We start from the raw sequence: 26,863 nt of genomic DNA on the forward strand, positions 1-26,863 counted from the left end.
ACGAAAACCTGAAAGAGTAGGAACCACCGATGGCCTTCTGGCTTGCCTCCACCCGCGAGGGGCAGGAAACCGACTGGATCCAGCGCTTTGACCCGCGTTTCTGGACGGTGAACTTTCCGCGCCCGATGATGGCCGCGATCACCACGCCCGCGCCCGACGCGTTGCGGCTCGACGCCTGTTTTCTGACGCAGGGCGATCTGGCCGGGCTGATCTGGGAAAGCGAGGATACGCTCGACCATCCGCTGCTGTCCTATGCCACAGGGCGCGATTATACGGGCACGACCCTTTCGTTCCACTGGCGCTCAAACGGGCTGGTCGCGCTGGATCAGGCCAATGGCCCCACGCTGACCATCGAGGGGCGCGATGCGGCGGGCGCGGCGCACACATGGTTTGTCCGCCTGTGGAACTTTGCCAGCGGATCGGGCGAGGACGCGCAGGTCACGCTGAATTTTTCCGAAGTTTTCGGCGGATGGTCGCGCGATTCCGGAATTGACCCGCTTTATCCCGCCGACATCGACCGCATGTTCATCTCGCTGGTGCCCAGCGGCTATGTCGCCGGATCGGCAACGCCTTTGAGCGCCAGCGCCGATGCATGGGCGGAAATGACCAATATCCGCTGCACGGGCCGCCAGGCGATGCTGCGGATCGGCAATGTCTTTGTGCCGCCCCATGGGCTGGCGATGGCCACGGCCTATGATGACAGTTTCAACCAGACGCCTGCCCGCCTGCTGCGCTCGGTGCGCCAGCTCGGTTATCGGGGCAGCATCCTGCACTATGTCGGGATGAGCCACTTCTTCCAGCTCACCGCATCGGGCGGCGGCTATCTGGTGGGCCTGTCGGGCGATCCCTTGTGCCTGCCCGCGCGGGCCTGGCACAGCGAGTTCTTCGCCGCATGTCAGGCATGGGGCTATTCACCCATCGTCTCGCTGTCCTATGAGGTTCTGGCCGCGCATTGCCCATCGGCTTGGCAGCAGCGCGCGGCCAATGGCGATCCGGCGCTGACCGGCTGGTCGCCGCCCTCGGCGTTGATGTCCCCGGCCAATACGGCGGCGATGACATGGCAGAAGTCGGTCGCCGCCGCCTTTGCCCAACTGCTGGTCGATGCCGGTTGCGCGGTGCGCTTTCAGGTGGGCGAGCCGTGGTGGTGGGTGATGGGCGATGGCCGGATCTGCATCTATGACGATGCGGCCAAGGCAGCCTTTGGCGGCAGCCCGGTGGAGATCGCCGACCTGCGCGCCAGCCTGACATCCGCGCAAACCGCCCTGCTGGATCAGGCGGGAGCGATGCTGGCAGCCTCGACCATCGCTTTGGCCGGGGCGGCACGGGCGGTGGCGCAGACCGCAGGCGTGGCCAGCGAGACGCTGCTGCTGACTTTCGTGCCCACCGTGCTTGATCCCGCAACCCCAGAGGCGCGGCGGGCCAATATGCCGGTCGGCTGGGCCAGCCCCGCTTTCGACCGGCTACAGGTGGAAGATTACGACTGGCTGACTGCGGGCGCCGATGCGCGGCGGTATGCGGCCTATCAACTCGTCAACGACCGACTGGGATACCCACCCGAACAGCAGGATTATCTGGCCGGTTTCGTCCTTTTGCCCAGCCAATCGGCGCAATGGCGCATGATCTACCAAGGCATTGGCGAGGCACGCGACCGGGCGGCCCACGAAATTTTCGTCTGGGCGCTGCCGCAGGTCTGCCGTGACGGCTTTGTCGCCCTGCCCCTATCAGAGGACAGCAACGATATGAACGCTTTCGACGATGTGGCCTATCCGCTGCCACTGGGGCTGGACACCAAGATCAGCCCTGCCTTTTCGACCAGCGTGACCACCACGGCCTCCGGCTTTGAGCGCCGCAACAGCCTGTGGAGCGATGCCAGGTTGAGCTTTGATGTGGGGCCGGGCATTCGCTCGGAACAGGATCTGGGCTGTCTGCTGGGGTTCTTCCGCGCGCGGCGCGGCCCGGCGCGCGGCTTCCGCCTGAGCGATCCCAGCGATTTCAGTTCGAACGGCATGACCGGCACGCCCTCGGCCGGCGATCAGATATTGGGCACCGGCGACGGCTTGCTGGCCAGCTTCCCCCTCGTCAAACGCTATGGTGTGGGGGCGCTGGGCGATGATGAGGCCCAGTTGCGGCGCATTACCCGCCCACGCAGCGGCTCGGTGCTGGTCAGCGTCAATGGCATGGCGCAGGCGAGCGGGTGGGTGCTGGGCGCGGGCGGTATCGTGCAGTTTACCACGCCGCCCGCCGCCGGGGCCATCGTGCGCGCGGGCTTCCTGTTCGATGTGCCGGTGCGTTTTGAACAGGATCGCCTCGACATTTCGGGCCTGACCTTTCTGGCCGGCGAGGCGCCCTCGGTTCCCCTGATCGAAGTGCGGGAGGCGGTATGAGCCGGGTATGGTTCGCGCAGGAACTCGAAACCGTGGCCACCTATTGGCGCATCATGCGCGGCGATGGTGTGGCTTTGGGCTTTACCACGCATGATCGCGATCTGTGGTTCGATGGGCTCAACCATATGGCGGCGCCCGGCATGATGCCCGCCGCCATCCGGCGCACATCGGGGCTGGACGATGATTCGGCCGAAATCACCGGCGCGATCAGCCATGACGCGATCAGCGGTTTTGACCTGCAATCGGGCCGGTTCGAGGGCGCGCGCGTGGTAGTCGGGGTGGTCGATTGGGAAACACTGGAGCATCAGCCGCTCTATCGCGGCGCAATCGGCACGGTCAGTCAGGAAATGCAGGGTTTTGTGGCCGAACTGGAATCGAGCAAGGCCGAGCTGGCCCGCGATCCGATCCCGCGCACCAGCCCCACATGCCGCGCCCAATTCTGCGACCGGGATTGCGCCTTGTCGGCGACGCGATTTACGCATGAGGCCACGCTGCTGGCACATGATCTGGACAGCAACCTGATCCATCTGACCGTTTCGTCGGGTTCTGGGCTCGATTTGGGCCTGTTGCTGGGCGGGACGCTGCGCTGGATCGACGGGCCTTATGCGGGCCTGTCGATGACGATCACCGGGCGTTCCGGCAGCTTTCTGATGCTGGACCATCCGCTCGATCTGGCGCTGACCAGCGGGTTGCGGGTGGCGCTGCGCGAGGGTTGCGATCACACGCTGGCCACATGCGGCGAGCGTTTTGGCAATGCCGCCAATTTTCGCGGCGAACCATTCCTGCCGGGCAACGATCTGGTGGTGCGCTATGGGATGGCAGGATGAGTTCCGGGCCGGATCTGGCGCGGGCTGCCGAGGATCTGGTCGGCACGCGCTTTCGCCTGCATGGCCGCCATCGCGAACATGGGCTTGACTGTCTGGGCGTGCTGGCGGCGGCGCTACGGGCGATCGGGCGGCCCGGCGATTTGCCCACCGATTATGCATGGCGCAACGCCAATCCGCAGCGCGCGCTGGATCTGGCCGGGCGGTGGGGTTTTGTCGCGGTTGATGGTGCGATCCTGCCCGGCGACGTGATCCTGCTGCGCATGGGGGCGGCCGCGCTGCATTTCATCATCGCCGTTTCGGGCGGCGGCTTTGTCCACGCCCATGCCGGCCAGCGTCTGGTGCTGTGCTCACCCGCCATGCCCGATGGCGTGATGGTCGAACACTGGCGCCTTGATCCAAACCTTTAAGGAAGCAGACCATGGCTACGATTTTGTTCACGGCGATCGGCACCGCTTTTGGTGGGCCTTTGGGCGGCGCGCTGGGCGCTCTGGTCGGCAGCCAGATCGATGGAGCGGTCTTTGGCACCTCCACAAAACGGCAGGGCGCCCGCCTGCAGGACCTGAGCGTCACCACCTCGACCTATGGCGCCGCGATGCCGCGCCATTATGGCCGGATGCGGGTGGGCGGCACGATCATCTGGGCCACGGATCTGAGCGAGCACAGTTCGACCAGTGGCGGCGGCAAGGGACAGCCCTCGACCACCAGTTACAGCTATACATCCTCCTTCGCGGTCGCGCTGGCCAGTCGCCCGATCATCGGGATTGGCCGGATCTGGGCCGACGGCAAATTGCTGCGCGGGTCTTCTGGCGATCTCAAGGTGGGGGGCACTTTGCGCGTTTACACCGGGACAGCGGATCAGGCCGCCGATCCGCTGATGGTCTCCTTGCTGGGCGGCGATCTGTGTCCAGCCTTTCGGGGCACGGCCTATGTGGTGTTTGAGGATCTGCAACTGGGCGAATTCGGCAACCGCCTTCCCAGCCTCAATTTCGAGGTCTTTTGCGATGAGGGCGCGCTCAATCTGGCCACGCTGGTTCAGGATGCGGTCGAGGAGGCTCAGGCCGATGTGCCGGTTGACGGCATCCTGGGCTTTTCCTGCTCGGACCCGCTGGCCGATACGCTCGCGGCGTGGTTGCCGATTGTCCCGATTGTCTGCGATGCCGATGGCGATGGGCTGACGATCACGCAGCAGGATGTCGCGGCTCCCCGGATGCTGGGCGAACCGGTCGCGGCCACGGGCACCGGGGATTTCGGTGGCAAGGGCGGCTATAGCTGGAAACGCACGCCGCCCACCAAATCGCCGCCCAGATCGCTGCGCTATTACGACGTCGACCTGGATTATCAGCCCGGATCGCAACGGGCGCCCGGCAGCGCCCTGTCGGGCCAGCCCAAGACGCTCGACCTGCCCGTCAGCACGACCGGCGCGGAAGCCTTTCGCCTGATCTGCGGCGCGGTGCAGAGCGATGACTGGGCGCAGGAAACGATCCAGTGGCGCTGCGCCGAGCTTGATCCGGCGGTGGCTCCGGGTCGCTGCGTCACGCTGCCCTCCGTTCAGGGCCTGTGGCAGGTGAAAGACTGGGAATGGCGCGAAACGGGGATCGAACTGAGCCTTGCACGTATCCCACCGGCGCAAGCGCTGATCCGTTCGGCAACCGCCTCGGGGCAGGCCAATCTGGCCTCTGATCTGGCGATAGGCCAGACCAGGATCGCCGCCTTCGAATTGCCCTCGGACGGAAGCAGCGCGGGCGATGCCGGGCTGATCTATGCCGCGCTCTCCTCCTCAGGCAGCGCCTGGAAGGGCGCGGTGCTTTACATGGACGACGGGGCGGGCGCCCTGACCCAGATCGGCACCAGCGGGCGGCAACCGGCTACGCTGGGCAAGGCGCTCACCGCACTGGCGGCAGGGCCATCGCACAGGCTGGACCGGAACAATTCGGTTGAGATCGAACTGGCCAATGACGATCTGGCACTGGCTGATGCGTCGCTGCGCCAATTGTCGGCGGGCAGCAATCGCGCGCTGCTGGGCACCGAGATCGTGCAATTCGGCCGCGCGGTGCCGCTGGGCGGCGCAAGGTGGCGGCTGGAGCAGTTGCTGCGCGGGCGCGCGGGCACCGAAGCGGCGATCAGCGGCCATGCGGTCAATGAGCCCTTTGTCCTGCTCGACGATGCCGTGATCGAATTGGACAAGAGCAAGCTGGGCAGTTCGAATGATATCCTGATTGCGGCCATGGGGCTGGGTGACAGTGATCCGGTCGAGAGCGCAATTGCCTGTCGCGGGATTGCCACCCGCCCGCTTTCACCCGTGCAGGGACAGGCAGCGCCGCAATCGGATGGCGCGCTGAGCCTGAGTTGGACGCGAAGAGCGCGCGGGGCCTGGATATGGTCCGATTATGTCGATGTTCCCCTGAAAGAGGAAAGGGAGGCCTATCAGGTTGGTTACGGTCCGACCTCAGCCCCCAACGCTTTGTGGGAAGTCACTTCCGCCAGCCTGACCCTGAGCGCTGCAGCGCAGGCCGATCTGGTGTCCGCTCATGGCCATGGCGCGCTCTGGGTCAAGCAGGTCGGCACCTACCAGGCCTCCGATGCGCTGCATCTGTATGATCTGTGAGCCCCGCTCCGCGAAAGATACGAACAACAGGAGAATTTAGATGAGCGACCCTCTCGTTTTCGACAATGCCAGCCCGCGTTTCGGTCTGCCCTTTCTCTATTCCGGACAGGCGCAAAAGGAGTTCTACGTCAACGAGGCCTTCGCCATCACCGATGCGCTACTGCATTGCGCGATCGAAGGCACGGCGACCACCCCGCCCGCATCGCCGGTTGACGGCCAGAACTGGAGCATCGGCACGGGCGCTACCGGAGATTGGGCCTCGCATGTCGGCCAGATCGCCTGTCGGCAAAGCGGAAACTGGATTTATGTCACGCCCAAGGACGGCATGAGGGTTTTCGACCGATCCTCTGGCCGTTCATGGCTTTACTCTTCCGGCTGGAAGATTCCTTCCGCAGTGAGCGCGCCCACCGGCGGCTCGACCGTGGATTCGGAGGCCCGCGCCGCCCTCAGCCAGTTAATCGCCGCGTTAAGGCTGGCGGGCATTTTGCCTTAAGGCGCCATACAGAGGCCAAAATGCCGCAATTCAAGAATTGAAATTGCCTCACCTGTGGCAAATTTGCAACGATCCTAAGTATTTCTCGGCTTGCACGCCTGTAAGCGAGGGGTTAGACCTGCGCGCAATTGGTAGCCTCTCACTCGCACAAGGGGAAAACAAATGCGCAAGATTGCCTTGGGCTTGGCGCTGGCATCTACTGCCCTCGCTACGCCGGCACTGGCCAAAGACAAGACCTGGTACGTCGAAGGCGACGCCGGTGCTGTCATCGTCGAATCCAACCCGCTGGGCAACGTCACGAGCGGCGCCGCTCTTGGCAACATCAAGTCGAAGCTCGGCTACGACTTCGGTGGCATCGTCGGTTACGACTTCGGCCCCTTCCGCTTGGAAACCGAAGCCAGCTATCGTCGCGCCCGGACCAAGTCGTTCGAAGCCGCCAATGGCACGATCTACACCCATAGCAACGGCCAGGTCGGCGGTGGCACCGGTGCGCTCAGCTTCATGGCCAACGGCCTGCTCGACTTCGGTCCTGACAATGGCCTTCAGGGCTTTGTCGGCGGCGGCGTCGGCGTGGCTCGCGTCAAGAGCTACAACGCCACTTCGGTTGCGGCTTATAACGTTGATGATTCGGCCACCGGCTTTGCCTGGCAGGCTCTGGCCGGCGTGCGCGCGCCGATCAGCAAGCACTGGGATCTGGGCCTGAAGTATCGTTACTTCAACGCTCCGGGTGCAGACCGTTTTGTGGGCGTGACCGGCAACACCCTGTCGGAAAAGTTCCACTCGCACTCGCTGCTGGCGACGCTGACCTACAACTTCGGTGGCGCTGAGCCGGTTGCTCCGCCGCCGCCTCCCCCGCCGCCGCCGCCGCCCCCCCCGCCTCCGCCGCCTCCGCCGCCGCCTCCGCCGCCTCCGGCTCCGGTGTGCAACAAGGGTCCCTACATCGTGTTCTTCGATTGGGATAAGGCCGACATCACCCCTGAAGCCTCGTCGATCCTCGACAGCGCCATTCAGGCCTATGGCAATTGCGCCTCGGTTCCGGTCGTTCTGGCTGGTTACACAGACCGCTCGGGCACGCCCAAGTATAACCTGGGTCTGTCGGCTCGCCGTAACGCTTCGGTCCGCGCCTACTTCACCTCGCATGGCATCGCTGACTCGGCGATCTCGAGCCAGGCCTTTGGTGAAGCCAACCCGCGCGTTCCGACCGCCGATGGCGTTCGCGAACTCCAGAACCGTCGTGTGGAAATCACCTACGGTCCGGGTTCGGGCAACTAAGTCCAGCCTTTCAGGCAAAAACGGAAGGGGCGGCGCAAGCTGCCCCTTCTTTTTTGCGTGCACCCCTGGGCAAAGGGCAGTCAATTTGACCTTAAACACAATTAAGGCCGGAACTCCGAAAGGAGCCCGGCCTTAATTGTGTTCGGAAAATGGAACGCGATCGATTTACTTTACGGCATAGCGCAATTTGTCTTGAAGCCCCGCCTCAGCAAAACCGCCCAGACGCAGACGGCAGCTGTCACACAGGCCGCATGCCGAGCCATCCGGCTGAGGATCATAGCAGGACCAGCTGAGTCCCAAATCCAGCCCCAACCGAGCCGCTTCGCGAACGATATCGCCCTTGCCAAGGAATTGGAGCGGCGCATGGATCACAAACTCGCCGCCCTCATCCCCTGCCTTGGTCGCCAAACGCGCGACTTCAGTAAAACCCGCGATGAATTCCGGACGGCAATCGGGATAGCCAGAATAATCGAGCGCATTGACCCCGATGAAAATATCCCGCGCGCCAACCGCTTCGGCCCAAGCCAGCGTAAGCGACAGAAACACCAGATTGCGCGCCGGAACATAGGTGACGGGAATCCCCGGCTCCAGCCCGTCCTTGGGCACATCAATATCATCGGTCAGCGCCGACCCGCCAAACTGGCGCAGATCGAGCGGCAGCACCACATGGCGCACCGCCCCCAATTCCTTGGCCAGCACCTTGGCCGCATCAATCTCGCATGCATGGCGCTGGTTGTAATCGATGGTCAGCGCATAGATTTCATAACCGGCCTCACGCGCCAGCCCCGCCGAAACCATCGAATCCAGCCCGCCCGAGAGCAGGACAACCGCCTTGCGGCCTGCGGGAACATCAGTCTGGGTCATATTTCCATCTCTATTGCGGCAAGGCCCGAACAAGCCATGCCACCTTACATCGAAATCGGGAAAAGCCTTGAGCAAAAGGCGCAATCGATGATGATCTCGCCATTTTCATCCCGCATTTCGGCCAATTCGCCCTCGCCAAAACGCGAGAGGATCGAGCGATAATGCTCTTCGCTGCAGCGGCAGCCGCGCTTGAGAGGCGCATCTTCCGACACGCGCACTTCGCTCTCCTCGTGGAACAGGCGCCAGACCAACTGGTCCAAAGCCAGATCGCTGTTCACCAGTTCGGAATCGCGGGTCGATCCGGCCAGAACGGCAACATGCTCCCAATGCGGATGGTCCAACTGCACATGCAGCCGCGCGCGCCCTTCCTCACCATCGGGCAAATGCTGCACCAGCAGCCCGCCGGCCACGCAATGGCCGCCCACATCCGATGTCGCCACGCGAATGAGGGTCGGCACCTGCTCGGACTGGATGAAATAGGCCTGACAAGCCTGCGCCAGAGAATCGCCCTCCAGCGGCACGACCCCCTGATAACGCTGCTTGGTCACGGCCAGATCGAAGGTAATCGCCAGATAGCCCTTGCCGAACAGGTCATGCAGAGTCGGATTCGGCCCCAGCGCGGCCAGACGCTCCTCGTCGTGGCGCGCATAGCCGCGCACCTCGCCATTGCGATAATCGCAAACAAGCAGATCGACCACGCCATCCTGCGTCTGCGCCTGCATGGTCAACTGGCTGTCCTGATCCTTCAGCAAGGACCCCATCAGCGCGCCCAGCACCAGCGCCTCGGCCAGCAGCTTGCGGATCGGCGGCGGATAATCATGGGCCGATTGCACAAGGTCGAGCACGGGGCCGAGCCGAACCGCCCGCCCCCGTGCATCGCGCGACGGGATGGTGAAGTGCAGAACGCAATCCATGCCCGTGCTCACAATTGGCCAAAGGCCCAGCGCAGCACCGATTTCTGGGCATGAATGCGGTTTTCCGCCTCATCCCAGACGACGCTTTGCCCGCTGTCGATCACGCTGTCGGTCACTTCCTCGCCGCGATGGGCGGGCAGGCAGTGAAGGAACAAAGCCCCCGGCGCCGCCTGCGCCATCAGGCCATCATTGACCTGATAGGGCTCCATCGCCTTGATGACGGCATCACCACCGGGCTGGCCCATCGACACCCAGGTATCAGTGACCACCACCTGCGCCCCACGCGCCGCTTCGGCAGCATCCTGCGTAAAGGTGATTTTCGCCCCCAGCGTGCGCGCCTGTTCAACAAAAGCAGCATCCGGCTCAAAGCCCTTGGGGCCGCCGACGCGAATGTTGAACTTCAGCAGCCCCGCTGCCTCGATCAGCGAATGCAGCACATTGTTGCCATCGCCCAGCCAAGCCATTTCCATGCCGGGCAACGCCACACCGCGCTCCAGCAGGGTGAGCAGATCGGCCATGATCTGGCACGGATGCGAGGCATCGGTCAGCCCGTTGATCACCGGAACATCGGCGTAATGGGCCAGTTCCTCGATCTTGGCGTGATCATTGGTGCGGATCATGATCGCATCGACCATGCGGCTGAGCACGCGGGCGGTGTCAGCGATCGTCTCGCCGCGACCCAGTTGCATGCCGCCTGCATCCATCACGATCGCGCTGCCGCCCAACTGGCGCATCGCCATATCGAAGGACACGCGCGTGCGGGTCGAGTTCTTTTCAAAGATCATCGCCAGCACATGGCCGTCCAAAGGCGCATCGGCATCGACGCGCCCCTTGGTCCAGCTGCTGCGCGCCCGCTTGCGGTCGAGCGCGTCATTCAACATCGCGACGACCGCATCCCCTCCCGCATCCGAGAGGTTGAGGAAATGCCGCGCCATCACGCCACCTCTTCAGGCTGATAGCTGGCGGCCGCAGCCGAGAGCTTTTCCATGAACTCGTCGATATGGCTCTCGTCGATCACCAACGGCGGCAGAATGCGCATGGTCTTGTCGCCCGCCGAAACGCAGAGCAACTGGTGATTGTCGCGCAGATGGGCGACGAAAGGCCGCGGCTCGACCTTCATCTTCAGGCCCAGCATCAGGCCGCGCCCACGCACCAGCTCGAACAGATCGGGATAATTGCCGATGAACTGTTCCAGACGGCTGGTCAGCTTGGCGCCCATATCGCGCACGTGGGCCATGAATTCCTCATTGGCCACTGCGTCCAGCACGGCATTGGCCGCCGACATCGCCAACGGGTTGCCGCCATAGGTGCTGCCATGGGTGCCCGCCACCATGCCGCGCGCGGCCTTCTCGCTGGCAAGGCAAGCGCCCAGCGGGAAGCCGCCACCAATGCCCTTGGCCGTCGCCAGAATGTCGGGCACCACGCCGAACTGCTCATAGGCATAGAACGTGCCGGTACGCGCCACGCCGCACTGCACCTCGTCAAAGATCAGCATCAGATCATGCTCGTCGCACAGCGCGCGCAGAGCCTGCAGGAACTCGTCGCTGGGCACCTTGATGCCGCCCTCGCCCTGAATCGGCTCGATCATGATGCCGCCGGTGTTGGGGCCGATGGCCGCCTTCACCGCTTCCAGATCGCCGAAATCGACATATTTGAAACCGGGCAGGATGGGCAGAAAGCCCTTATGCATCTTTTCCTGATTCGATGCCGAGATCGTCCCCATGGTGCGCCCGTGGAACGCCTCCTTGAAGGTGATCAGCTCGTACTTGTCGAGATTGCCGATGTGCTGGTGATAGGCGCGCGCGGTCTTGATGGCGCATTCCACAGCCTCGGCGCCCGAGTTGGTGAAGAACACCGTGTCGGCAAAAGTCACTTCGACCAGCCGCTTGGCCACGCTTTCCTGATGCGGGCTGCCATAGAGGTTCGACACATGCATCAGCGTCGCGGCCTGTTGCTGAATCGCGGAAATCAGCCCTTGATGGCTGTGGCCCAGCAGATTGACAGCGATCCCGGCGGCAAAGTCCAGATATCGGCGGCCATCCTCGCCAATCAGATGGCAATGCTCACCGCGCACCGGCCGAAAGGCGGTCCGGGGGTAAACAGGCATCAACGGCGAAATGGTCATCGATAGTTCCTTTGCATTCCAGAATGACCCCAGGATCGCGGGGTCGCTCTTCAATCCAGACAATGTTCGGTAGAATATTTCGGCGGAAGCTGAAAACGCGAAATGGCGGCGACCCGAAGCGAATCCTTCGGACCTGCCGCCATTTGCGCGCGTTTATGCTGTCGCCGCCCCCGGGTCAAACCTGTCCTTAAAGGAAATCAGGTTTTAACCCATTGGGGGCCGTGCGTCCTCTTGAAGGCAAGAGGTTCGGGATCAACCCTGACGCGGCGAGAGGTTGACCGCCGAGTACTTGCCTCGTCGATCGACTTCGATGTCGAATTCCAGACGGTCGCCTTCGTTGATTTCACGAAGACCCGAACGTTCGACCGCGCTGATGTGCACGAAGGCATCGGGCTGGCCGTCATCACGCGTGATGAAGCCAAAGCCCTTCATCGCGTTGAAGAACTTGACCGTGCCGGTGGCCTTTTCACCGGTCAGCTGGCGCTGGGGAGCAGCGGGTTCGCGCTTGGCGACCGCGATCACATCACCCACAACCGACAGATCGCTGGCCGACACCTTGCCGCCACGATCCACCAGCGTGAATTCCAGACCCTGACCTTCGGCCAGACCTTCAAGACCGGCGCGTTCGACCGCGCTGATGTGCACGAACACATCTTCGCCGCCGTCTTCACGCTGGATGAAGCCGAAACCCTTTTGAGCGTTGAAGAACTTCACGACGCCCTTGCCCTGACCAACGACCTGGGCAGGCATGCCGCCACCGCCGCCGCCGCGCGGGCCGCCGAAGCCGCCGCCACCGCCGCCGCCGAAGCCGCCGCCACGCGGGCCGCCGCCGAAGCCGCCACGATCACCGCCGCCGAAGCCGCCGCGATCACGGCCGCCGCCAAAGCGGTCACCGCCGCCGAAACGGTCGCCACCACCAAAGCGGTCGCCACCGCCCATGAAGGGATCGAAACCTTCTTCGCCGAACCCGTCGCGCTTGTCTCGGCCCCTGCCGCGACGCCCTCTATCAAAACCCATAAAACCGAAAGCACCTTCGCTTCGCCCTGATCCAAATCGCGTGGCGCGAGGACGAATCACACCAAACGACAGGGCAAGCAGCCGCGCAAAACACGCGACCCTCTCCTCTGCACTCTCCGGCATATCCTAAATTCCAGGTCATAGCGAATAGAATCGTGCACATCCCCAAGAATATCCGAAAATAATGCGCCAAGACCGCGACTCAGCCGCCTTGCGCAAATCCCCGCTTGTCTGATTCCCCGCCCCTTGGCAGAGCGAATCCAGCCCTTTGGCGCGGCCCATCCGCCTTCGCGCCTGCCAGGATCAGGAGACGATCATGTTCCGTCAGATTTCCCAGCGTGTCTGGGCCAGCCCGCAGATCAGCCTTGCCGATGTCGATGCCGCCGCCGCGCAGGGCATCACCCTCATCATCAACAACCGCCCCGAAGGCGAAAGCGACGACCAGACGCCGGGCGACGCCATCGCGCAGGCCGCCGCCGCCGCGGGTATGGGCTATGTCGCCATCCCCGTTACCCATGCCGGTTTCAGCCAGGCACAAGTGAGCGCCATGGCCGAGGCACTCAAGGGCGAGGGCAAAATTCTGGCCTATTGCCGGTCGGGCACGCGTTCGACACTGCTCTGGTCGCTGGCGCAGGCCAGCCTCGGCGCGGACCTTGACGAGGTCACCGCGCAGGCCGCCTCAGCCGGCTATGACGTCAGCCCGGTCCGCCCGCTGATGGACATGCTGGCCGCGCAAGCCGGTTGAACCACCACCGACATCCAAACGCGAAAAGGCCGGAGCCCACCGCTCCGGCCTTTTTCATATCCTCGATCTGCGCATAAAAAAGGGGCCGGAGCGGCTGGCTCCGGCCCTTTGTAAGTTTGTCGTTCGCAGGAGGAACATCGGTAGGCGGGACCGGGGAGGAGGAGAGGGAGGAGATCCCCAGCCCCGCCAAACTTTTGAAACTTAGTAGTTGTAGGCGCGTTCGCCGTGCTCGGTGATGTCGAGGCCTTCGCGCTCGGCTTCTTCCGAGGGACGCAGACCGATGGTCTTGTCCAGAGCGAAGAACAGGATCGCCGAACCACCGCCCGAGAGAACCAGCGTCAGGACGACAGCCTTGATCTGGGTGATGACCTGGGCAACCATGTCATAGGTGCCGGCCTTCGAGGGGAACACGGTGTAGTCAACCCAGCCCTGGCCGCCCAGCGAGGGGTCGGCGACGATGCCGGTGCCGATGGCGCCGACGATACCGCCGATGCAGTGCACGCCGAAAACGTCGAGCGTATCGTCATACTTGAGCTTGTTCTTCACGGTCGAGACGAAGAAGAAGCAGATCGGCGAAACCACCAGGCCCAGCACGATCGAGGTCATCGGAGCGGCAAAGCCCGAGGCCGGCGTAATGGCCACCAGACCGGCCACAGCACCCGAAGCAGCGCCCAGCATCGAGGGCTTGCCATGCTTGACCTGCTCGACCAGCGACCAGCTGACAGCGGCAGCGGCGGTGGCGACAAAGGTGTTGATGAAGGCGAGCGAGGCCAGACCATTGGCTTCCAGGTTCGAACCGGCGTTGAAGCCGAACCAACCAACCCACAGCAGCGAGGCGCCGATCATGGTCATGGTCAGCGAGTGCGGCGGGGTGGCTTCCTTGCCAAAGCCCACGCGCTTGCCGATCACGAGGCAGCCGACGAGACCGGCAATACCGGCGTTGATGTGCACCACGGTGCCGCCCGCAAAGTCCAGAGCGCCAAGGCCATAGAGATAGCCGGCGTCAGACGTGTTGGCCGACAGGAAGTCGGGACCGGCGAAATACCACACCATGTGGGCCATCGGGAAATAGATGAAGGTCAGCCACAGCACCGTGAAGATGATCAGCGGCGTGAACTTCACGCGTTCCGCAAAGGCGCCCACGATCAGCGCCGGCGTGATGCAGGCGAAGGTCATCTGGAAAATGACATAGGTGTATTCGGGCAGATAGACGTTGTTCGAGAAGGTGGCCGCATAGGTGCTGGCCGAAACGCCCATCAGAAACGCCTTGGAGAAGCCGCCGACAAAGGGCGAACCGCCGGTAAAGGCCATCGAATAGCCCCAGCAGACCCACACCAGGGCTGCCACCGAAACGATCATGAACACCTGCATCAGCACGCTGAGCATATTCTTGGTGCGGACCAGACCGCCGTAAAACAGCGCCAGAGCGGGGATGCTCATCAGCAGCACCAGCACCGAGGACATCAGCATCCAGGTGTTGTCGCCCTTGTTGACCATGGTGGCCATCTGTTCGGCAGTCGGCGCCTTGATCGGCGCTGCCTGCGCAAAAGCGGTGGTGGCGGCAAAGAGCGATGCGCCCAAAGCCCCAGCGCCGCAAATCATCTTGCGGATCATAGTGGGTTCACTCCTAAGGCTAGCGCCGCTCACAGAGCGGTATCCCCGGTTTCACCGGTGCGGATGCGGACGGCCGAGGCCAGATCAAGCACGAAGATCTTGCCATCGCCGATGGCTTCGGTGCTGGCGGCCTGCTGGATGGTTTCGACCACGCGCGGCGCCAGTTCGTCGCTGGCGGCGATCTCGATCTTCACCTTGGGCAGCATGTTGGTCGAATATTCGGCGCCGCGATAGATCTCGGTTTGCCCTTTTTGCCGACCAAAGCCCTTCACTTCGGACACCGTCAGACCGGCGACCCCAAGTGCGCCGAGGGCTTCACGCACCTCGTCGAGCTTGAACGGCTTGATGATGGCGATGATGAACTTCATGCCTATCCCCTATTAGCCAACCGGCCCAGCGCCGGTATGCCACATACCTAGCAAGGGGTGTGCCAATTTAGGGTTTTTTGAGATTCGCGGGGATTCGCCAAGGCGATTGCCCCGTCTGGTGGTTAATCAGGCCCGGCCTGCGCCCGATTCCTATGCATCTGCTCAAAAATTAGGCAGCGTTTCGGAGGCAAAAGCCGTCAAACATCCCGCACGCGCAAAAAACAGGCGCGCCGGAACTTATGTCCCGACGCGCCTGTTGAAACCGCAAAAGCGGGTAATGCTCTCACCGCTCCTTGGTCGCGGAAAAGGTCAGCTCGGGGTTGCGCTCCTGCTGATAGGACACATCCCATGACGATCGCGCCATGAACACCGGATCACCATCGCGGTCCTTGGCCAGATTGGCGCGGTTGAATTCGGCAAAGTCGGACAGCGCCTTGGCATCGCCCTTGACCCAGCGCGCGGTATCGAAAGGCGCAGGCTCCAGCATGGCGCCTACCTTATATTCAGCCTCCAGTCGCGAAATCAGCACGTCGAGCTGAAGCTGGCCCACCACGCCTACGATCCACTGGCCACCGATTTCGGGATAGAAGACCTGAATCACGCCCTCTTCGCTCAGATCATCGAGAGCCTTGCGCAATTGCTTGGTCTTGGTCGGGTCCTTGAGCTGAACGCGGCGCAGGATTTCCGGCGCGAAATTGGGCAGGCCGGTGAAGCGCACCTTGTTCGTTTCCGAAAGCGTGTCGCCCACGCGCAAAGTGCCATGGTTGGGAATGCCGATGATATCGCCGGGCTGGGCCTCATCGGCAATCTCGCGGTCCTGCGCAAAGAACAGGATCGGCGAATGCACCGCAATCGGCTTGCCCAACGCGGATGGCGTCAGCTTCATCCCGCGCTTGAATGTGCCCGAAACCAGACGCATGAAAGCGATGCGGTCGCGGTGCATCGGGTCCATATTGGCCTGCACCTTGAAAATGAAGCCCGTCACCTCATTGCCCGACGGATCGATCACACCCGCTTCGCTGGGCTGCGGGCGCGGAGGGGGCGCGATGCGGGCGATGGCCTCGATCAATTCGGCCACACCGAAATTCTTCAGCGCCGAGCCAAAGAACACCGGCGTCAGATCGCCATGCCGATAGGCCTCAAGATCAAATTCGGGATAGCCCGCCTGCCCCAGCTCGATCTCCTCGGCAAATTCCTCCGGCACCGGCTCATGATCGACCTTGCCCAGAAATTCCCGGCTGTCGCCTTCGGGCCGGCTGATCCGCCCGCTTTTCAGGTCAAGGATGCCCTCAAACGTGCCGCCCATGCCGACCGGCCAGCTTTGCGGCGACACGTCCAGCGCCAGCGCATCGGCCACCTCGTCCAGAATCTCGAAGACCGGACGGCCTTCACGGTCCACCTTGTTGACGAAGGTGATGATCGGCACATTGCGCATCCGGCACACTTCAAACAGCTTGCGCGTCTGCGGCTCGATGCCCTTGGCCGCGTCGATCACCATGATCGCCGAATCGACCGCCGTCAGCGTGCGATAGGTATCCTCGGAAAAATCCTCGTGGCCCGGCGTGTCGAGCAGGTTGAAGGTGATATGCCCCAGCCCTTCAAACTCGCGGGCAAAGGTCATGACCGAGGAGGTCACCGAAATCCCGCGCTGCTGCTCGATCTTCATCCAGTCCGAACGCGCCCGCCGCGCAGCCCCGCGCGCCTTCACCTCGCCCGCCAAGTGAATCGCGCCGCCGTTCAGCAACAGCTTTTCGGTCAGCGTGGTCTTGCCCGCGTCAGGGTGCGAGATGATGGCAAAGGTGCGGCGGGTGGCAAAGGCGTCAGTCATGCGCGCGCGCTTACATGGCGGCGGGCTTTTCGTCTATCCCGCGCTTACGCGCTTGGCGCCTATCCCGCGCTTACACGCACATCCATGCGGAAGCTGCGGCTTTCACCCGGCGGCAACAGGACAATCCCCGGCTTCTGGCCAATCTCTCCGTCAAAGCCGAGCGGGTCCGCATAGCCCGCCCATGGCTCGATGCACAGATAATGCGCGCCGGGCACCTGCCACAGGCCAAGGTCGGGACTGTCGGGAAAGGCAATGTCGAGCGCGGGGCCTTGCGGAGAGGCGTAGCGCAAGGCGCGGCTGGCCAGCCCGGTCCAAACCATCGCATCGGCCTCAAACAGAGTTTCATGCAGCACCAGTTCGCGCCCCGCCACCGGCGTCGCCTCGCCGCCCGGCAGCAATTCGCCCGTGGCCTTGCTGAGGCGGCGGATCTGCTCGGGCTCATCCTTTTCAAAGATGATGCGGTGCGCGGTTTTTTCGCCTCCGCCCGGCAAAGGCCAGGCAAAAGCGGGATGATAGCCAAAGCTGAAAGGCATCACCGCCTCGCCGCGATTATGCACCGTGGCGGTCATATGCAGCGCCCCGCCGTGCAGGCGAAACGCCATCTCCAGCCGGAAAGCAAAGGGGTAAACCGCCCGCGTCGCCTCGCTGTCCTCCAGCGCAAAACTTACCGCATCCTCGCTCCGGGCGGCAATCGCAAACCGGCTGCGCCGCGCAAAACCGTGGCGCGGCAGGGTATATTCGCACCCCTCATGCCGAAACGCATCGCCCCGCAGCGCGCCGATGATCGGAAAGAGCAAAGGCGCATGGCCCGTCCAATAGGCCGGATCGGCGTCGGTCATAAACTCGCGCCCCGCCCCATCGCGCAGCGATTGCAGTTCGGCGCCCAGCGGATGGATCAAGGCGCGCCATTCGCCCGAAACAAGGCTCACCAGTTCTTCGCTCACACCATTCCCCATCCGGCCAACAAAAAAGGCGCTGCGAGAATGCCCGCAGCGCCCTTTTCTTTCAACCCCTTGGCGTTCAACCGCGCAAAACCGCGCCCTGCTTGGCCGCCGCCGCCGTCACCTTGTCGGCAATGGCCTTCAGGTCGGCGTCATTATAGCTCTTTTCCGCAGGCTGCAGCGTGACCTCGATGGCAAGCGACTTTTGGCCCTCGGGCACGCCCTGCCCCCGGAAATCGTCGAAAACGCGCGCAGCGATGATATTCGCCTTGTCCGCGCCCTTCACCGCGCGCAGCAGATCGCCCGCCGCCAGATCGGCCTTCACCAAGAAAGCAAAGTCGCGCTTCACCGCCTGCAGGGCCGGGGGCGCATAATTGACGCGGGCAAAACCAGAAGCGCCCTTCTTGCCCGGAATGGCATCGAGGAAAATTTCCGCCACCGCCACCGGGCCGTCCAGATCAAACGCCTTGGCGGTGGTGGGATGCAACATGCCGAAACGCGCCAGCACATTCTTGGGCCCAAGCCGCAAGGTGGCCGACTGGCCGGGGTGGAACTGAGCGCCAGCTTCACCCATGATCTGGAGGTTATCCACCGGCGCGCCCGCCTCGGCCAGCAAGGCCAGCGCCTCGGCCTTCGCGTCGAAAGCGTCAAACGCCTGCGCCTTGCCCGTGGCCCAGCCGCGCGGGGTTTTGTCGCCCGCCAGCACCACGGCCAGCGTCAGCCGTTCCGCACCCTTGCCATTGGCATCGCGCAGATAGCGGCGCCCGATTTCAAACAGGCGCAGCGAGGAGCCCCCACGCGCCAGATTGCGCTTGGCCGCGCTCAGCAGACCCGGGATCAGGCTGGGACGCATGACCTTCAGGTCTTCGCTGATCGGATTGGCCAGACGCCAGAGCACGCCTTCAGCAAAATGCTCCGCCTCGCCTTCCGGCAGGAACGACCACGTAATCGCCTCGTTCAGCCCGCGCGCAGCGGCGCTGCGACGCAGACGACGCTCCAGCTTTTGCACCGGGGTCGCGGTCGGCTTGGCAACGCCATCCTCACGCGGCAAAGGCACGCTCTCGATCCCGTCGAGGCCGTGGATACGCACCACTTCCTCAACAATATCGGCCGCGCCATCGACATCCGGGCGCCAGCCCGGCACGGTCACGGCCCAGTCATCGCCCACCGTAAAGCCCAGTGCTGCGAGGATGCGCTTCTGCTCATCGCCCGCAATCTCAACCCCGCCCAGCTTGGTCACCAGCGCAGGATCAAAAGCCACGGTCTTGGGCGTGGCGGGCGCAGCACCGGCGCGCACCACTTCGGATGCCTCGCCGCCGCAGATCTCAAGGATCAGGCCCGTCAGCAGATCAAGCCCGGTGTCAAGGAAAGCCGGGTCCACCCCGCGCTCAAACCGCGCGCGGGCGTCAGAGGTCAGGTTCAGCGCGCGACCCGTGGCGGCAATCCGCTCGGGCGTGAAATAGGCGATTTCGAGCAGGACATCGGCGGTGTCATCGCTGCAACCCGAATGCTCGCCGCCCATGATCCCGGCAATGTCATGCACGCCCGCCGCATCGGCGATTACAGTCATGCTCTCGTTCAGATCATAGGTCTTGCCATTGAGCGCAAGGCATTGCTCGCCCGCAACCGCGCGGCGGGCCACGACCGCGCCCGACAGCTTAGCCAGATCATAGGCATGGGCCGGGCGGCCATAGGTCAGCATCACATAATTGGTGATGTCGACCAGCGCCGAAATCGGCCGCTGGTCAGCAGCCTTGAGCGCAGCCTGCAGCCATTCCGGGCTGGGGCCATTCTTCACGCCCTTGATGGTGCGGCCATAAAAGGCGGGGCAGCCATCGGTATCCTCGGTGCGGATTTCAACCGGGCAGGCATAGGAACCGGCAATCCCCGGCGCGGCGATGGGCTTGAGAAAGCCCAGACCAGCCGCGGCCAGATCGCGCGCGATGCCATAAACGCCCATGCAATCAGGGCGGTTGGGCGTGACCGAAATGTCGAACACCGGATCGGCGCCGTGATATTCTGCGAAAGCGGTGCCGACCGGAGCGTCCTCGGGCAATTCGATGATGCCGTCATGGCCCTCGCCCAATTCCAGTTCTCGCATCGAACACATCATGCCGTTCGATTCGACGCTGCGCACGGCGGCAACCTTGAGCACCATGCCATTGGCAGGCACCACCGCGCCGGGCAGGCCCAGCACGCCGACAAGGCCCGCACGCGCATTGGGGGCGCCGCAGACCACCTGCAAGGGCGCGCCCTCACCAGTATCGACCGAAAGCACCTGCAACTTGTCCGCATTGGGATGACGATCAGCGGTCAGAATGCGCGCAACGCGAAAGCCCCTCAGCTTTTCCGCCGGGTCCTCAATGCCTTCGACTTCAAGGCCGATGGCGTTCAGCTTGCCCGCGATCTGTTCAACAGTCGCTTCGGTTTCCAGATGGGCTTTCAGCCACGAGAGAGAGAATTTCATGCGGAAGCCCCTTATGCCTGTACGCCAACGCCGCCCGAAAGGGTCGGCACATCAAGGCCGGAAAAGCCGTAATGGCCCAACCAGCGCGCATCGCCATCAAAGAAGGCCCGCAAATCGTTCATCCCATATTTCAGCATGGCGAGACGATCGACGCCCACGCCAAAGGCAAAACCCTGCCACTGATCCGGGTCATAGCCGCCCGCGCTCAGCACATGGCGGTTGACCATGCCCGATCCCAGCAATTCCATCCACGCATGGCCCGGCGCATCGCCCGAACCGCCCACCACGCGGCGGCCATCGACATAGGAATAGCCGGTGTCGACCTCGACGCTGGGTTCGGTGAAGGGGAAATAGCTGGGGCGCAGGCGCAGCACGATATCGTCCCGCTCAAAGAAAGCCTTGAGCATGGTTTCCAGCGTCCATTTCAGATGCGCCAGCGTGATGTCCTTGCCGATCACCAGACCTTCGACCTGATGGAACATCGGCGTATGGGTGGCATCGGAATCGCTGCGATAGACGCGGCCCGGGGCGATGATACGCAAGGGCTTGTCGCCGCCTGCGGCCAGCATCGCGCGGATCTGCACCGGGCTGGTATGCGTGCGCAGCACCATGTCCTGCTCGGTTTCATAACCGCTGGCGGTTTTGTCGATATAGAATGTGTCATGCATCGCGCGCGCCGGATGGCTCTCGGGCATGTTGAGCGCGGTGAAATTGTGCCAGTCGTCCTCGATCTCCGGCCCGGTGGCGACGGCAAAGCCCAGATCGGCAAAGATCTCGGCCAGTTCGTCCATCACTTGGCTGACGGGATGCACGCTGCCACGGGCGCTTTCCGGCGCGGGCAGGGTCAGGTCGACCGTCTCGGCGGCGAGCTTGGCCTCCAGCGCGGCTGCTTCCAGAGCCGCCTTCTTGTCGGCCAGCGCATTCGTCACGCCTTCGCGCAGCGCATGAATCTTGGGCCCCGTGGTCTGGCGCTCCTCCGGGCTCATCCCGCCCAGCGTTTTGAGCAGGCCCGAGATCGAACCCTGCTTGCCCAGAAACGCCACGCGCAGCGCCTCCAGCGCGTCCAGATCCTGCGCCTTTGCAATGCTGTCGAGCGCCTGTGCGCCGAGACTTTCGTAATCCATGCTCTGTCCGTCTGCTGATGGGCGCGCCGGCATCGGGCCATGCGCCAGCACCCTCTAGGGCGGCGCGGCGCCAAGATCAACCGCGCCCTGACCGCACGGCGTCAAGTAGGGCGCCGCCCCAAGCGGGCGCCGTCCGGCCCGTCCAGCGCCTGCACCGCCGCGCCCGCAATCCGCGCCCGCTCGCGCACAAAGGCCTCGATGATCGGATGCGGCATCCGGGCATATTCGCGCGGAGTCATGCCCATGAACTGGCGAAACTCACGCACGAATTGCGCCTGATCGTGATAATGCCCGTCCAGCGCCCCGATCCATTTCAGCGAGGGGTCGAGCATGAACTGGGCAAGGCTGCGCATGAAACGCTGGCGGCGCAGCAGATATTTGGGGCCAAAGCCGAAGGATTGCTGGCACAGGCGCTCGACCGTGCGGGCGCTCGCCCCGGCGCGGCGCGCCATTTCGGCCACGCTGGACACCGCCGGGTCGATCATGGCCGCATGGATCGCCTGAACCCTTTGGTCATCGCCCGCGCCGTCGGATGGCCATTCGGCAAAAAAGCGGCCGATCCGCGCCAATTCGCCCTCGACATCCGGCTCCGGCCCGAAAATCGCCTCGGCCAGCGGCATGAAGGGCGCAAAGCCATCATGGTCGGCCCCGTCCAGCACCGCATCGGCCAGTTCCGCCGCAGGCAGGCCGACAAACCGCGCCCAGCCCAGCGGCAACAGGCCCACGCCCCAGATCCTGCATGGCCCGACCTCGAAACGCACCGCATGGCCGCTCGGGCCTGTCACCGCGAAATGGCAATCGGCGATGCCCATGCCCCGCGTATTATGCGCGGCCAGCGGCCCGCCCGAGGAAAAGCGCAGATTGGCCCATTCGGGATGCAGATAATCAACCACGCGCTGGCCGGGCGCGAGATCAATCTCGGCCAAATAGAAGGTCGTGAAATACCGGGCCAATTCCGCCGGCGGGGCAAAGAACCTGGCCCGGACCGATGATCCGCGCGTCAATGGCATCCCTTGTCTCTTGGCCTCATCTTTTGGCCTTATCTTTATTGCGAACCTTGGCGCCATGCATGACGCATCGATGATGTGAAGGCAAGTTCACCTCTGGACGCAGGGCAACAAAAAAGGCGCGGGAGAAATCCCCCCGCGCCCTTTCTGTCCAATCGGCCTGCGCGCTTACGCGGCGGGCAGAGCAGCCTTGGCCTGAGCCAGAACAGCCGAGAACACGGCCGCTTCGTTCAGCGCCAGATCGGCCAGCGACTTGCGGTCCAGTTGGATGCCAGCCAGCTTGATGCCGTTGATGAACTGCGAATAGGTCAGGCCTTCGGCGCGAACCGCAGCGTTGATACGCTGGATCCACAGAGCGCGGAAGGTACGCTTCTTGACCTTGCGGTCGCGGTAAGCGTACTGGCCGGCCTTTTCAACGGCCTGACGAGCAACGCGGATCGTATTCTTGCGACGACCGCGGTAACCCTTGGCCTGTTCCAGAATATTCTTGTGCTTGGCGCGGGTGGTAACACCCCTTTTGACACGTGCCATAACTCAGTAACTCCTCAGTTCAGCCCGTAGGGCGCCCACTTCTTGATCACCTTCGCGTCCGCGTCGGAGATCACCTCGGTGCCACGGTTCTGACGGATGTACTTCGAATTATGGCTGATCAAACGGTGACGCTTGCCAGCGACGCCATGCTTGACCTTACCGGTGGCGGTGATCTTGAAGCGCTTCTTCACACCGCTCTTGGTCTTCATCTTGGGCATTTTCATCTCCTTGATCTAGCGGTCCGTCCCGCTTGCCGTGGCAGCCCTTGATGGCCAGGCAGGCGAGCGAATCTGCCTTGCGGCAAATCCTCCGAACCGGTTGAAGGGGCGGCCCTTAGGGGCATCGCCGGGCAAATGCAAGCGCCTTGGCCGATCTGCTGCGGGCGACGGAGATATTTGCGGGCGGCGCGAGTCAGGCGCCATAGGCCCGCCGCCCCCGACGCGCCGCCAACCAGACACGAAAATCGCCACAAGCGATCCGACATGCCCCGCGCGGCAAAGGTCCGCGCCAGATATAGGCACAGGCGGTGGCCTTGCCCAGCCTCACCGTCCCGCGCCGGTATTCGCGCCCTTCATAGACATCCATCCGGGCCAGCGCCCGCGCATCGAAACGCGGCCCGGCGCGATGGACCATGCCCCGCACCACCCCCGCGCCCGGCTGCAGCGCCGGATACCACCCCGCCGGATCGGGCACCGCATAGAGCCGCCCGCGCGCACTGGCCGCGCGGCCCTTGTCCAGCAAGGCATGGGCCGCCCGTTCATGCCGGTTGCCCATGCCCGCCATCAATGTTCCATAGAAGAAGAAGCGCCGGATCAATGGCCCTAGTGATGATCGGAGTGGTGGTGATCGTGGGTACAGGCCAGCGCCTCGACCGCATCATCCTGCCGCGCCGGATCGCCCAGCGCCAGCACATGGCCGGTCGACCCGGCGTGCAGCGGATCGCCGTTCCAGTCGCACATCAGGCCGCCCGCGCCCTCGACCACCGGCACCAGCGCCGCCCAGTCATGCAGCTTGAGCCCCGCCTCGCACACGATGTCGAGATGGCCGCTGGCCAGCATCGCGTAATTATAGCAATCGCCGCCCATCACCATCCGGCGATAATCGGTCTTGGCGGCCAGACCCATGAAATGCTCGCCCTCATGGTCGCTGAAATAATGCGGGCCGGTGGTGGCGATGGTGGCGTCGGACAATTCGCGGCAACGGCGGGTGCTGACCGGCTGGCCATTAAACGTCGTCTTGCGGCCCGAGGCGCCCACCCAGCGCTCACCCGCAATCGGCTGGTCGATCACGCCCAGCACCGGCCAGCCCTCGATCACCAGCGCGATCAGCGTGCCGAAGATCGCGCGGCCCGCAAGGAACCCCGCCGTGCCGTCAATCGGGTCCAGCACCCAGCTGCGCCCCGAGGTTCCGGCCGTCACGCCATATTCCTCGCCGATGATCGTGTCATCGGGACGCTCGGCGCGCAGGATCGCGCGCATGGCCTCTTCGGCGGCCTGATCGGCCAGAGTGACGGGGCTGGCGTCTTCCTTGCGCTCGGAGGCCACGCCGGACCGGAAATAGGGGCGGATCGCCGCGCCCGCCGCATCGGCAAGACGTTGGGCCAGTGCAATGTCAGCATCAAGGTTCAGTTTCATGGCGCCGCTTGTGCCTTTGCCCATGGGTTGCGGTCAAGCCGCAGGTGGCAGCAGCACAGCAATATAACGTGACAATCGGTTGACAAAGCCGCACGCAGGGGAAATTGAACTACACAGGTTCTGGAAATTATTTTTACAACAAAAACGAATACTGGGTCCAAAATCTATGCTCAAGCCAACCAAACCGGCCCTTGATGCAGCGGTGACACCGCTGGTCGGCCGGTCAAGCAAGGGCCAACCGCTGTCCTATAATCGGGCGCCCGCGCCCGATCTGGCGCCGTGGCTGGGGCGGATCTATGTCACGCCGGTCAATCTGCCGCCTGATTACTGCCTGTCTTCTGGCATCTTCAACGACAGTTCGATGGTGCGTATTCAACTGGGCGGCAAATGGACCGCCCATACCGCCGACGGTGTCCACCATCTTGGCCGCGCCGCGCTGATTTTTGGCCCGCAAAGCAAGATCATGCCCATCACCGTCGAGGGCAGCTTTCTGTCCATCGGCTATGCGCTGAAGGCGGGGGCGGGCTATGCGCTCTTTGGCCGCAGCGCGCATGAGATGGTCAACCGGCTGGTCCCGCTCGAACATTACGGACTCAACAGCGAAGAAACGCTGGCCGCCTTCAGCCATACCGAGGACCCGGTGGCGATCGCCGATCTGCTGGAGCGCCGTTTCCGGCTGCTGGTGGAAAAGCTGGGCCGTCCGTATCCCAATCCGATCAGCACCGCCTTTGAGGCGCTGACCTTTGCCAATCCCAATGCCAGCATCAGCGATTTCGCCGCCGAGATGGCGATCAGTACGCGACAGTTGGAGCGGATCGTGCGGCGCGATTTCGGTATGCCGCCCAAGCAGGTGATGCGCCGCGCCCGCGCGCTGGACATGGCCAGCCATCTGCACGGCGTGGCCGACGAGGCCGAGGCCGAGGAACTGATCCTGCGCTATTTCGATCAGGCGCAGATGACGCGCGAATTTACCGAATTGTTCGGCGTGACACCGCGCCGCTTTGTGCGCACGCCCAACCCGCTGCTCACGCTGGCGCTGGAATCGCGTCAGGCCAAAAGGCTGGAGGCGCTGGAACGCGTGCCGCCGGGGGGCAACCGCCCCTGGCAATAAAGGCCCCCTGCTGGCGGCAGAGGGCCTTGCAAGTCTTAGTCGAACAGGCTCGACACCGAGCTTTCATCCGCGATACGGCGGATCGCCTCGCCGATCAGCGGAGCGATGGTCAGCAGACGGATCTTGTCCGACTTCTGCGTTTCCTCGGTGGGCAGGATCGAGTCGGTGATGACCAGTTCCTTGAGCGCCGAATTGTTGACGCGCGAGACCGCCGCGCCCGACAGCACGCCATGGGTGATATAGGCCGTGACCGAAGCGGCGCCCGCATCCATCAGCGCCTGCGCCGCGTTGCACAGCGTGCCGCCCGAATCGATGATGTCGTCGATCAGGATGCAGGTGCGGCCCTTGACGTCGCCGATGATGTTCATCACCTCCGACACGCCCGGCTTGTCGCGGCGCTTGTCCACGATGGCCAGCGGGGCATTGTTCAGACGCTTGGCCAGCGCGCGGGCGCGCACCACGCCGCCAACGTCGGGCGAAACCACCATCAGCCCATCATCGCCATTGCGCGCCAGAATATCGGCGGCCATCACGGGGGCGGCAAACAGGTTGTCGGTGGGAATGTCGAAGAAGCCCTGGATCTGACCCGCATGGAGGTCAACCGCCAGCACGCGGTCGGCGCCCGCCGTGGTGATCAGATTGGCCACCAGCTTGGCCGAGATCGGCGTGCGCGGGCCGGGCTTGCGGTCCTGACGGGCATAGCCGAAATAGGGGACGACCGCCGTGATCCGCTTGGCCGAGGCGCGGCGCAGCGCGTCGATGCAGATCAGCAGTTCCATCAGATTGTCGTTCGCGGGATAGGCGGTCGACTGAACGACGAAGACATCCTCGCCGCGCACGTTTTCGTGGATTTCGACGAAGACTTCTTCATCGGCAAAACGGCGCACACTGGCATCCGTCAATTGCAGTTCCAGATAGCCCGCAATCGCGCGCGCCAGCGGCAGGTTACCGTTACCGGCAAGGATCTTCATTCGCGTATCTCCACTGCACGC

The 26,863-nt window shown here is 63.6% G+C and carries 25 protein-coding genes; 8 read left to right on the top strand and 17 right to left on the bottom strand.

Going from position 1 to position 26,863, the window contains the following annotated elements:
- The first annotated feature begins 29 nt into the window (after window positions 1–29).
- From FHW92_RS09215 to FHW92_RS09240, 6 genes are all read left to right on the top strand, one after another.
- Window positions 30–2,384 carry a DUF2460 domain-containing protein gene (locus FHW92_RS09215; RefSeq protein ID WP_168602988.1) on the top strand — a complete coding sequence of 785 codons (2,355 nt, stop codon included), beginning with the start codon at window positions 30–32 and terminating at the stop codon, window positions 2,382–2,384.
- Window positions 2,381–3,211 (top strand): DUF2163 domain-containing protein, encoded by an 831-nt coding sequence (locus FHW92_RS09220; protein ID WP_168602989.1) that lies wholly within the window; start codon window positions 2,381–2,383, stop codon window positions 3,209–3,211. Before FHW92_RS09215 ends, FHW92_RS09220 begins: the two co-directional genes overlap by 4 nt.
- The gene (locus tag FHW92_RS09225) at window positions 3,208–3,618 is read left to right on the top strand and encodes a hypothetical protein (RefSeq protein WP_210428434.1); all 411 of its coding nucleotides are present in this window, start codon (window positions 3,208–3,210) and stop codon (window positions 3,616–3,618) included. The genes FHW92_RS09220 and FHW92_RS09225 overlap by 4 nt, the downstream gene beginning before the upstream one ends.
- Before the next feature lie 11 nt (window positions 3,619–3,629).
- Window positions 3,630–5,816 carry a phage tail protein gene (locus tag FHW92_RS09230; protein WP_168602990.1) on the top strand — a complete coding sequence of 729 codons (2,187 nt, stop codon included), beginning with the start codon at window positions 3,630–3,632 and terminating at the stop codon, window positions 5,814–5,816.
- A gap of 40 nt (window positions 5,817–5,856) precedes the next feature.
- On the top strand, window positions 5,857–6,309 hold the full coding sequence (locus tag FHW92_RS09235; RefSeq protein WP_168602991.1) for a DUF2793 domain-containing protein: 453 nt from the start codon (window positions 5,857–5,859) through the stop codon (window positions 6,307–6,309).
- A gap of 162 nt (window positions 6,310–6,471) precedes the next feature.
- On the top strand, window positions 6,472–7,581 hold the full coding sequence (locus tag FHW92_RS09240) for an OmpA family protein (RefSeq protein ID WP_168602992.1): 1,110 nt from the start codon (window positions 6,472–6,474) through the stop codon (window positions 7,579–7,581).
- 165 nt (window positions 7,582–7,746) lie between these two features.
- On the opposite strand, the gene queC is transcribed toward FHW92_RS09240, so the two are convergent.
- From queC to FHW92_RS26050, 5 genes are all read right to left on the bottom strand, one after another.
- A complete protein-coding gene (queC, locus tag FHW92_RS09245) occupies window positions 7,747–8,445 on the bottom strand; it encodes a 7-cyano-7-deazaguanine synthase QueC (protein ID WP_168602993.1) in 699 nt (232 codons plus the stop codon).
- 44 nt (window positions 8,446–8,489) lie between these two features.
- Window positions 8,490–9,359, bottom strand: a complete 870-nt coding sequence (locus FHW92_RS09250; RefSeq protein WP_168602994.1) for an Hsp33 family molecular chaperone HslO — start codon at window positions 9,357–9,359, stop codon at window positions 8,490–8,492.
- An 8-nt stretch (window positions 9,360–9,367) separates the two neighbouring features.
- Entirely contained in the window at window positions 9,368–10,294 is a 927-nt protein-coding gene (argF, locus tag FHW92_RS09255) for an ornithine carbamoyltransferase (protein ID WP_168602995.1), read from the bottom strand.
- Window positions 10,294–11,484: an aspartate aminotransferase family protein gene (locus tag FHW92_RS09260; RefSeq protein WP_168602996.1), complete on the bottom strand. Its 1,191-nt coding sequence runs from the start codon at window positions 11,482–11,484 to the stop codon at window positions 10,294–10,296. Before FHW92_RS09260 ends, argF begins: the two co-directional genes overlap by 1 nt.
- 252 nt (window positions 11,485–11,736) lie before the next feature.
- Complete coding sequence (locus tag FHW92_RS26050; protein WP_168602997.1) at window positions 11,737–12,501, bottom strand: cold-shock protein; 765 nt, start codon at window positions 12,499–12,501, stop codon at window positions 11,737–11,739.
- 316 nt (window positions 12,502–12,817) lie between these two features.
- On the opposite strand from FHW92_RS26050, the gene FHW92_RS09270 reads away from it, so the two are divergent.
- Window positions 12,818–13,246 (top strand): TIGR01244 family sulfur transferase, encoded by a 429-nt coding sequence (locus tag FHW92_RS09270; RefSeq protein ID WP_168602998.1) that lies wholly within the window; start codon window positions 12,818–12,820, stop codon window positions 13,244–13,246.
- Window positions 13,247–13,447: 201 nt separating this feature from the next.
- Here FHW92_RS09270 and FHW92_RS09275 read toward each other — a convergent pair whose 3' ends face one another.
- The 11 genes from FHW92_RS09275 to FHW92_RS09325 form a co-directional block, all read right to left on the bottom strand.
- Entirely contained in the window at window positions 13,448–14,860 is a 1,413-nt protein-coding gene (locus tag FHW92_RS09275; RefSeq protein ID WP_168602999.1) for an ammonium transporter, read from the bottom strand.
- A gap of 29 nt (window positions 14,861–14,889) precedes the next feature.
- Complete coding sequence (locus tag FHW92_RS09280) at window positions 14,890–15,228, bottom strand: P-II family nitrogen regulator (RefSeq protein WP_168603000.1); 339 nt, start codon at window positions 15,226–15,228, stop codon at window positions 14,890–14,892.
- A gap of 283 nt (window positions 15,229–15,511) precedes the next feature.
- On the bottom strand, window positions 15,512–17,056 hold the full coding sequence (locus FHW92_RS09285; RefSeq protein WP_168603001.1) for a peptide chain release factor 3: 1,545 nt from the start codon (window positions 17,054–17,056) through the stop codon (window positions 15,512–15,514).
- A 59-nt stretch (window positions 17,057–17,115) separates the two neighbouring features.
- Window positions 17,116–18,000: an aldose 1-epimerase family protein gene (locus FHW92_RS09290; protein WP_168603002.1), complete on the bottom strand. Its 885-nt coding sequence runs from the start codon at window positions 17,998–18,000 to the stop codon at window positions 17,116–17,118.
- A 76-nt stretch (window positions 18,001–18,076) separates the two neighbouring features.
- Entirely contained in the window at window positions 18,077–20,464 is a 2,388-nt protein-coding gene (gene pheT, locus FHW92_RS09295) for a phenylalanine--tRNA ligase subunit beta (protein WP_168603003.1), read from the bottom strand.
- 11 nt (window positions 20,465–20,475) lie between these two features.
- On the bottom strand, window positions 20,476–21,588 hold the full coding sequence (gene pheS, locus FHW92_RS09300) for a phenylalanine--tRNA ligase subunit alpha (RefSeq protein ID WP_168603004.1): 1,113 nt from the start codon (window positions 21,586–21,588) through the stop codon (window positions 20,476–20,478).
- A gap of 101 nt (window positions 21,589–21,689) precedes the next feature.
- Window positions 21,690–22,541 carry a helix-turn-helix domain-containing protein gene (locus FHW92_RS09305; protein ID WP_246870041.1) on the bottom strand — a complete coding sequence of 284 codons (852 nt, stop codon included), beginning with the start codon at window positions 22,539–22,541 and terminating at the stop codon, window positions 21,690–21,692.
- A gap of 222 nt (window positions 22,542–22,763) precedes the next feature.
- Window positions 22,764–23,126, bottom strand: coding sequence for a 50S ribosomal protein L20 (rplT, locus tag FHW92_RS09310; RefSeq protein ID WP_168603006.1), 363 nt, complete (start codon window positions 23,124–23,126; stop codon window positions 22,764–22,766).
- Between the two features lie 14 nt (window positions 23,127–23,140).
- Window positions 23,141–23,344, bottom strand: coding sequence for a 50S ribosomal protein L35 (gene rpmI, locus FHW92_RS09315; protein WP_168603007.1), 204 nt, complete (start codon window positions 23,342–23,344; stop codon window positions 23,141–23,143).
- Between the two features lie 193 nt (window positions 23,345–23,537).
- Complete coding sequence (locus FHW92_RS09320; protein ID WP_282599712.1) at window positions 23,538–23,942, bottom strand: gamma-glutamylcyclotransferase family protein; 405 nt, start codon at window positions 23,940–23,942, stop codon at window positions 23,538–23,540.
- Between the two features lie 5 nt (window positions 23,943–23,947).
- Window positions 23,948–24,754 carry an inositol monophosphatase family protein gene (locus FHW92_RS09325; protein ID WP_168603541.1) on the bottom strand — a complete coding sequence of 269 codons (807 nt, stop codon included), beginning with the start codon at window positions 24,752–24,754 and terminating at the stop codon, window positions 23,948–23,950.
- A gap of 208 nt (window positions 24,755–24,962) precedes the next feature.
- Between FHW92_RS09325 and FHW92_RS09330 the strand changes: the two genes are divergently transcribed.
- The gene (locus tag FHW92_RS09330) at window positions 24,963–25,871 is read left to right on the top strand and encodes a helix-turn-helix domain-containing protein (protein WP_292692953.1); all 909 of its coding nucleotides are present in this window, start codon (window positions 24,963–24,965) and stop codon (window positions 25,869–25,871) included.
- A gap of 35 nt (window positions 25,872–25,906) precedes the next feature.
- Here FHW92_RS09330 and FHW92_RS09335 read toward each other — a convergent pair whose 3' ends face one another.
- A complete protein-coding gene (locus FHW92_RS09335) occupies window positions 25,907–26,842 on the bottom strand; it encodes a ribose-phosphate pyrophosphokinase (RefSeq protein WP_168603010.1) in 936 nt (311 codons plus the stop codon).
- Window positions 26,843–26,863 lie beyond the last annotated feature (21 nt).

The sequence above is a fragment of the Novosphingobium sp. SG707 genome (assembly GCF_012275515.1).
GTDB lineage: Bacteria > Pseudomonadota > Alphaproteobacteria > Sphingomonadales > Sphingomonadaceae > Novosphingobium.

What these genes read in the sequence shown, in the direction of transcription:
- FHW92_RS26050 (WP_168602997.1), bottom strand. Translation starts at nt 12,501, where the DNA reads ATGGGTTTTGATAGAGGGCGTCGCGGCAGGGGCCGAGACAAGCGCGAC.
- pheS (WP_168603004.1), bottom strand. Translation starts at nt 21,588, where the DNA reads ATGGATTACGAAAGTCTCGGCGCACAGGCGCTCGACAGCATTGCAAAG.
- FHW92_RS09280 (WP_168603000.1), bottom strand. Translation starts at nt 15,228, where the DNA reads ATGAAGTTCATCATCGCCATCATCAAGCCGTTCAAGCTCGACGAGGTG.
- FHW92_RS09215 (WP_168602988.1), top strand. Translation starts at nt 30, where the DNA reads ATGGCCTTCTGGCTTGCCTCCACCCGCGAGGGGCAGGAAACCGACTGG.
- FHW92_RS09220 (WP_168602989.1), top strand. Translation starts at nt 2,381, where the DNA reads ATGAGCCGGGTATGGTTCGCGCAGGAACTCGAAACCGTGGCCACCTAT.
- FHW92_RS09240 (WP_168602992.1), top strand. Translation starts at nt 6,472, where the DNA reads ATGCGCAAGATTGCCTTGGGCTTGGCGCTGGCATCTACTGCCCTCGCT.
- pheT (WP_168603003.1), bottom strand. Translation starts at nt 20,464, where the DNA reads ATGAAATTCTCTCTCTCGTGGCTGAAAGCCCATCTGGAAACCGAAGCG.
- rplT (WP_168603006.1), bottom strand. Translation starts at nt 23,126, where the DNA reads ATGGCACGTGTCAAAAGGGGTGTTACCACCCGCGCCAAGCACAAGAAT.
- FHW92_RS09335 (WP_168603010.1), bottom strand. Translation starts at nt 26,842, where the DNA reads ATGAAGATCCTTGCCGGTAACGGTAACCTGCCGCTGGCGCGCGCGATT.
- FHW92_RS09275 (WP_168602999.1), bottom strand. Translation starts at nt 14,860, where the DNA reads ATGATCCGCAAGATGATTTGCGGCGCTGGGGCTTTGGGCGCATCGCTC.
- FHW92_RS09235 (WP_168602991.1), top strand. Translation starts at nt 5,857, where the DNA reads ATGAGCGACCCTCTCGTTTTCGACAATGCCAGCCCGCGTTTCGGTCTG.
- FHW92_RS09285 (WP_168603001.1), bottom strand. Translation starts at nt 17,056, where the DNA reads ATGACTGACGCCTTTGCCACCCGCCGCACCTTTGCCATCATCTCGCAC.
- FHW92_RS09225 (WP_210428434.1), top strand. Translation starts at nt 3,208, where the DNA reads ATGAGTTCCGGGCCGGATCTGGCGCGGGCTGCCGAGGATCTGGTCGGC.
- argF (WP_168602995.1), bottom strand. Translation starts at nt 10,294, where the DNA reads ATGGCGCGGCATTTCCTCAACCTCTCGGATGCGGGAGGGGATGCGGTC.
- queC (WP_168602993.1), bottom strand. Translation starts at nt 8,445, where the DNA reads ATGACCCAGACTGATGTTCCCGCAGGCCGCAAGGCGGTTGTCCTGCTC.
- FHW92_RS09230 (WP_168602990.1), top strand. Translation starts at nt 3,630, where the DNA reads ATGGCTACGATTTTGTTCACGGCGATCGGCACCGCTTTTGGTGGGCCT.
- FHW92_RS09250 (WP_168602994.1), bottom strand. Translation starts at nt 9,359, where the DNA reads ATGGATTGCGTTCTGCACTTCACCATCCCGTCGCGCGATGCACGGGGG.
- rpmI (WP_168603007.1), bottom strand. Translation starts at nt 23,344, where the DNA reads ATGCCCAAGATGAAGACCAAGAGCGGTGTGAAGAAGCGCTTCAAGATC.
- FHW92_RS09260 (WP_168602996.1), bottom strand. Translation starts at nt 11,484, where the DNA reads ATGACCATTTCGCCGTTGATGCCTGTTTACCCCCGGACCGCCTTTCGG.
- FHW92_RS09270 (WP_168602998.1), top strand. Translation starts at nt 12,818, where the DNA reads ATGTTCCGTCAGATTTCCCAGCGTGTCTGGGCCAGCCCGCAGATCAGC.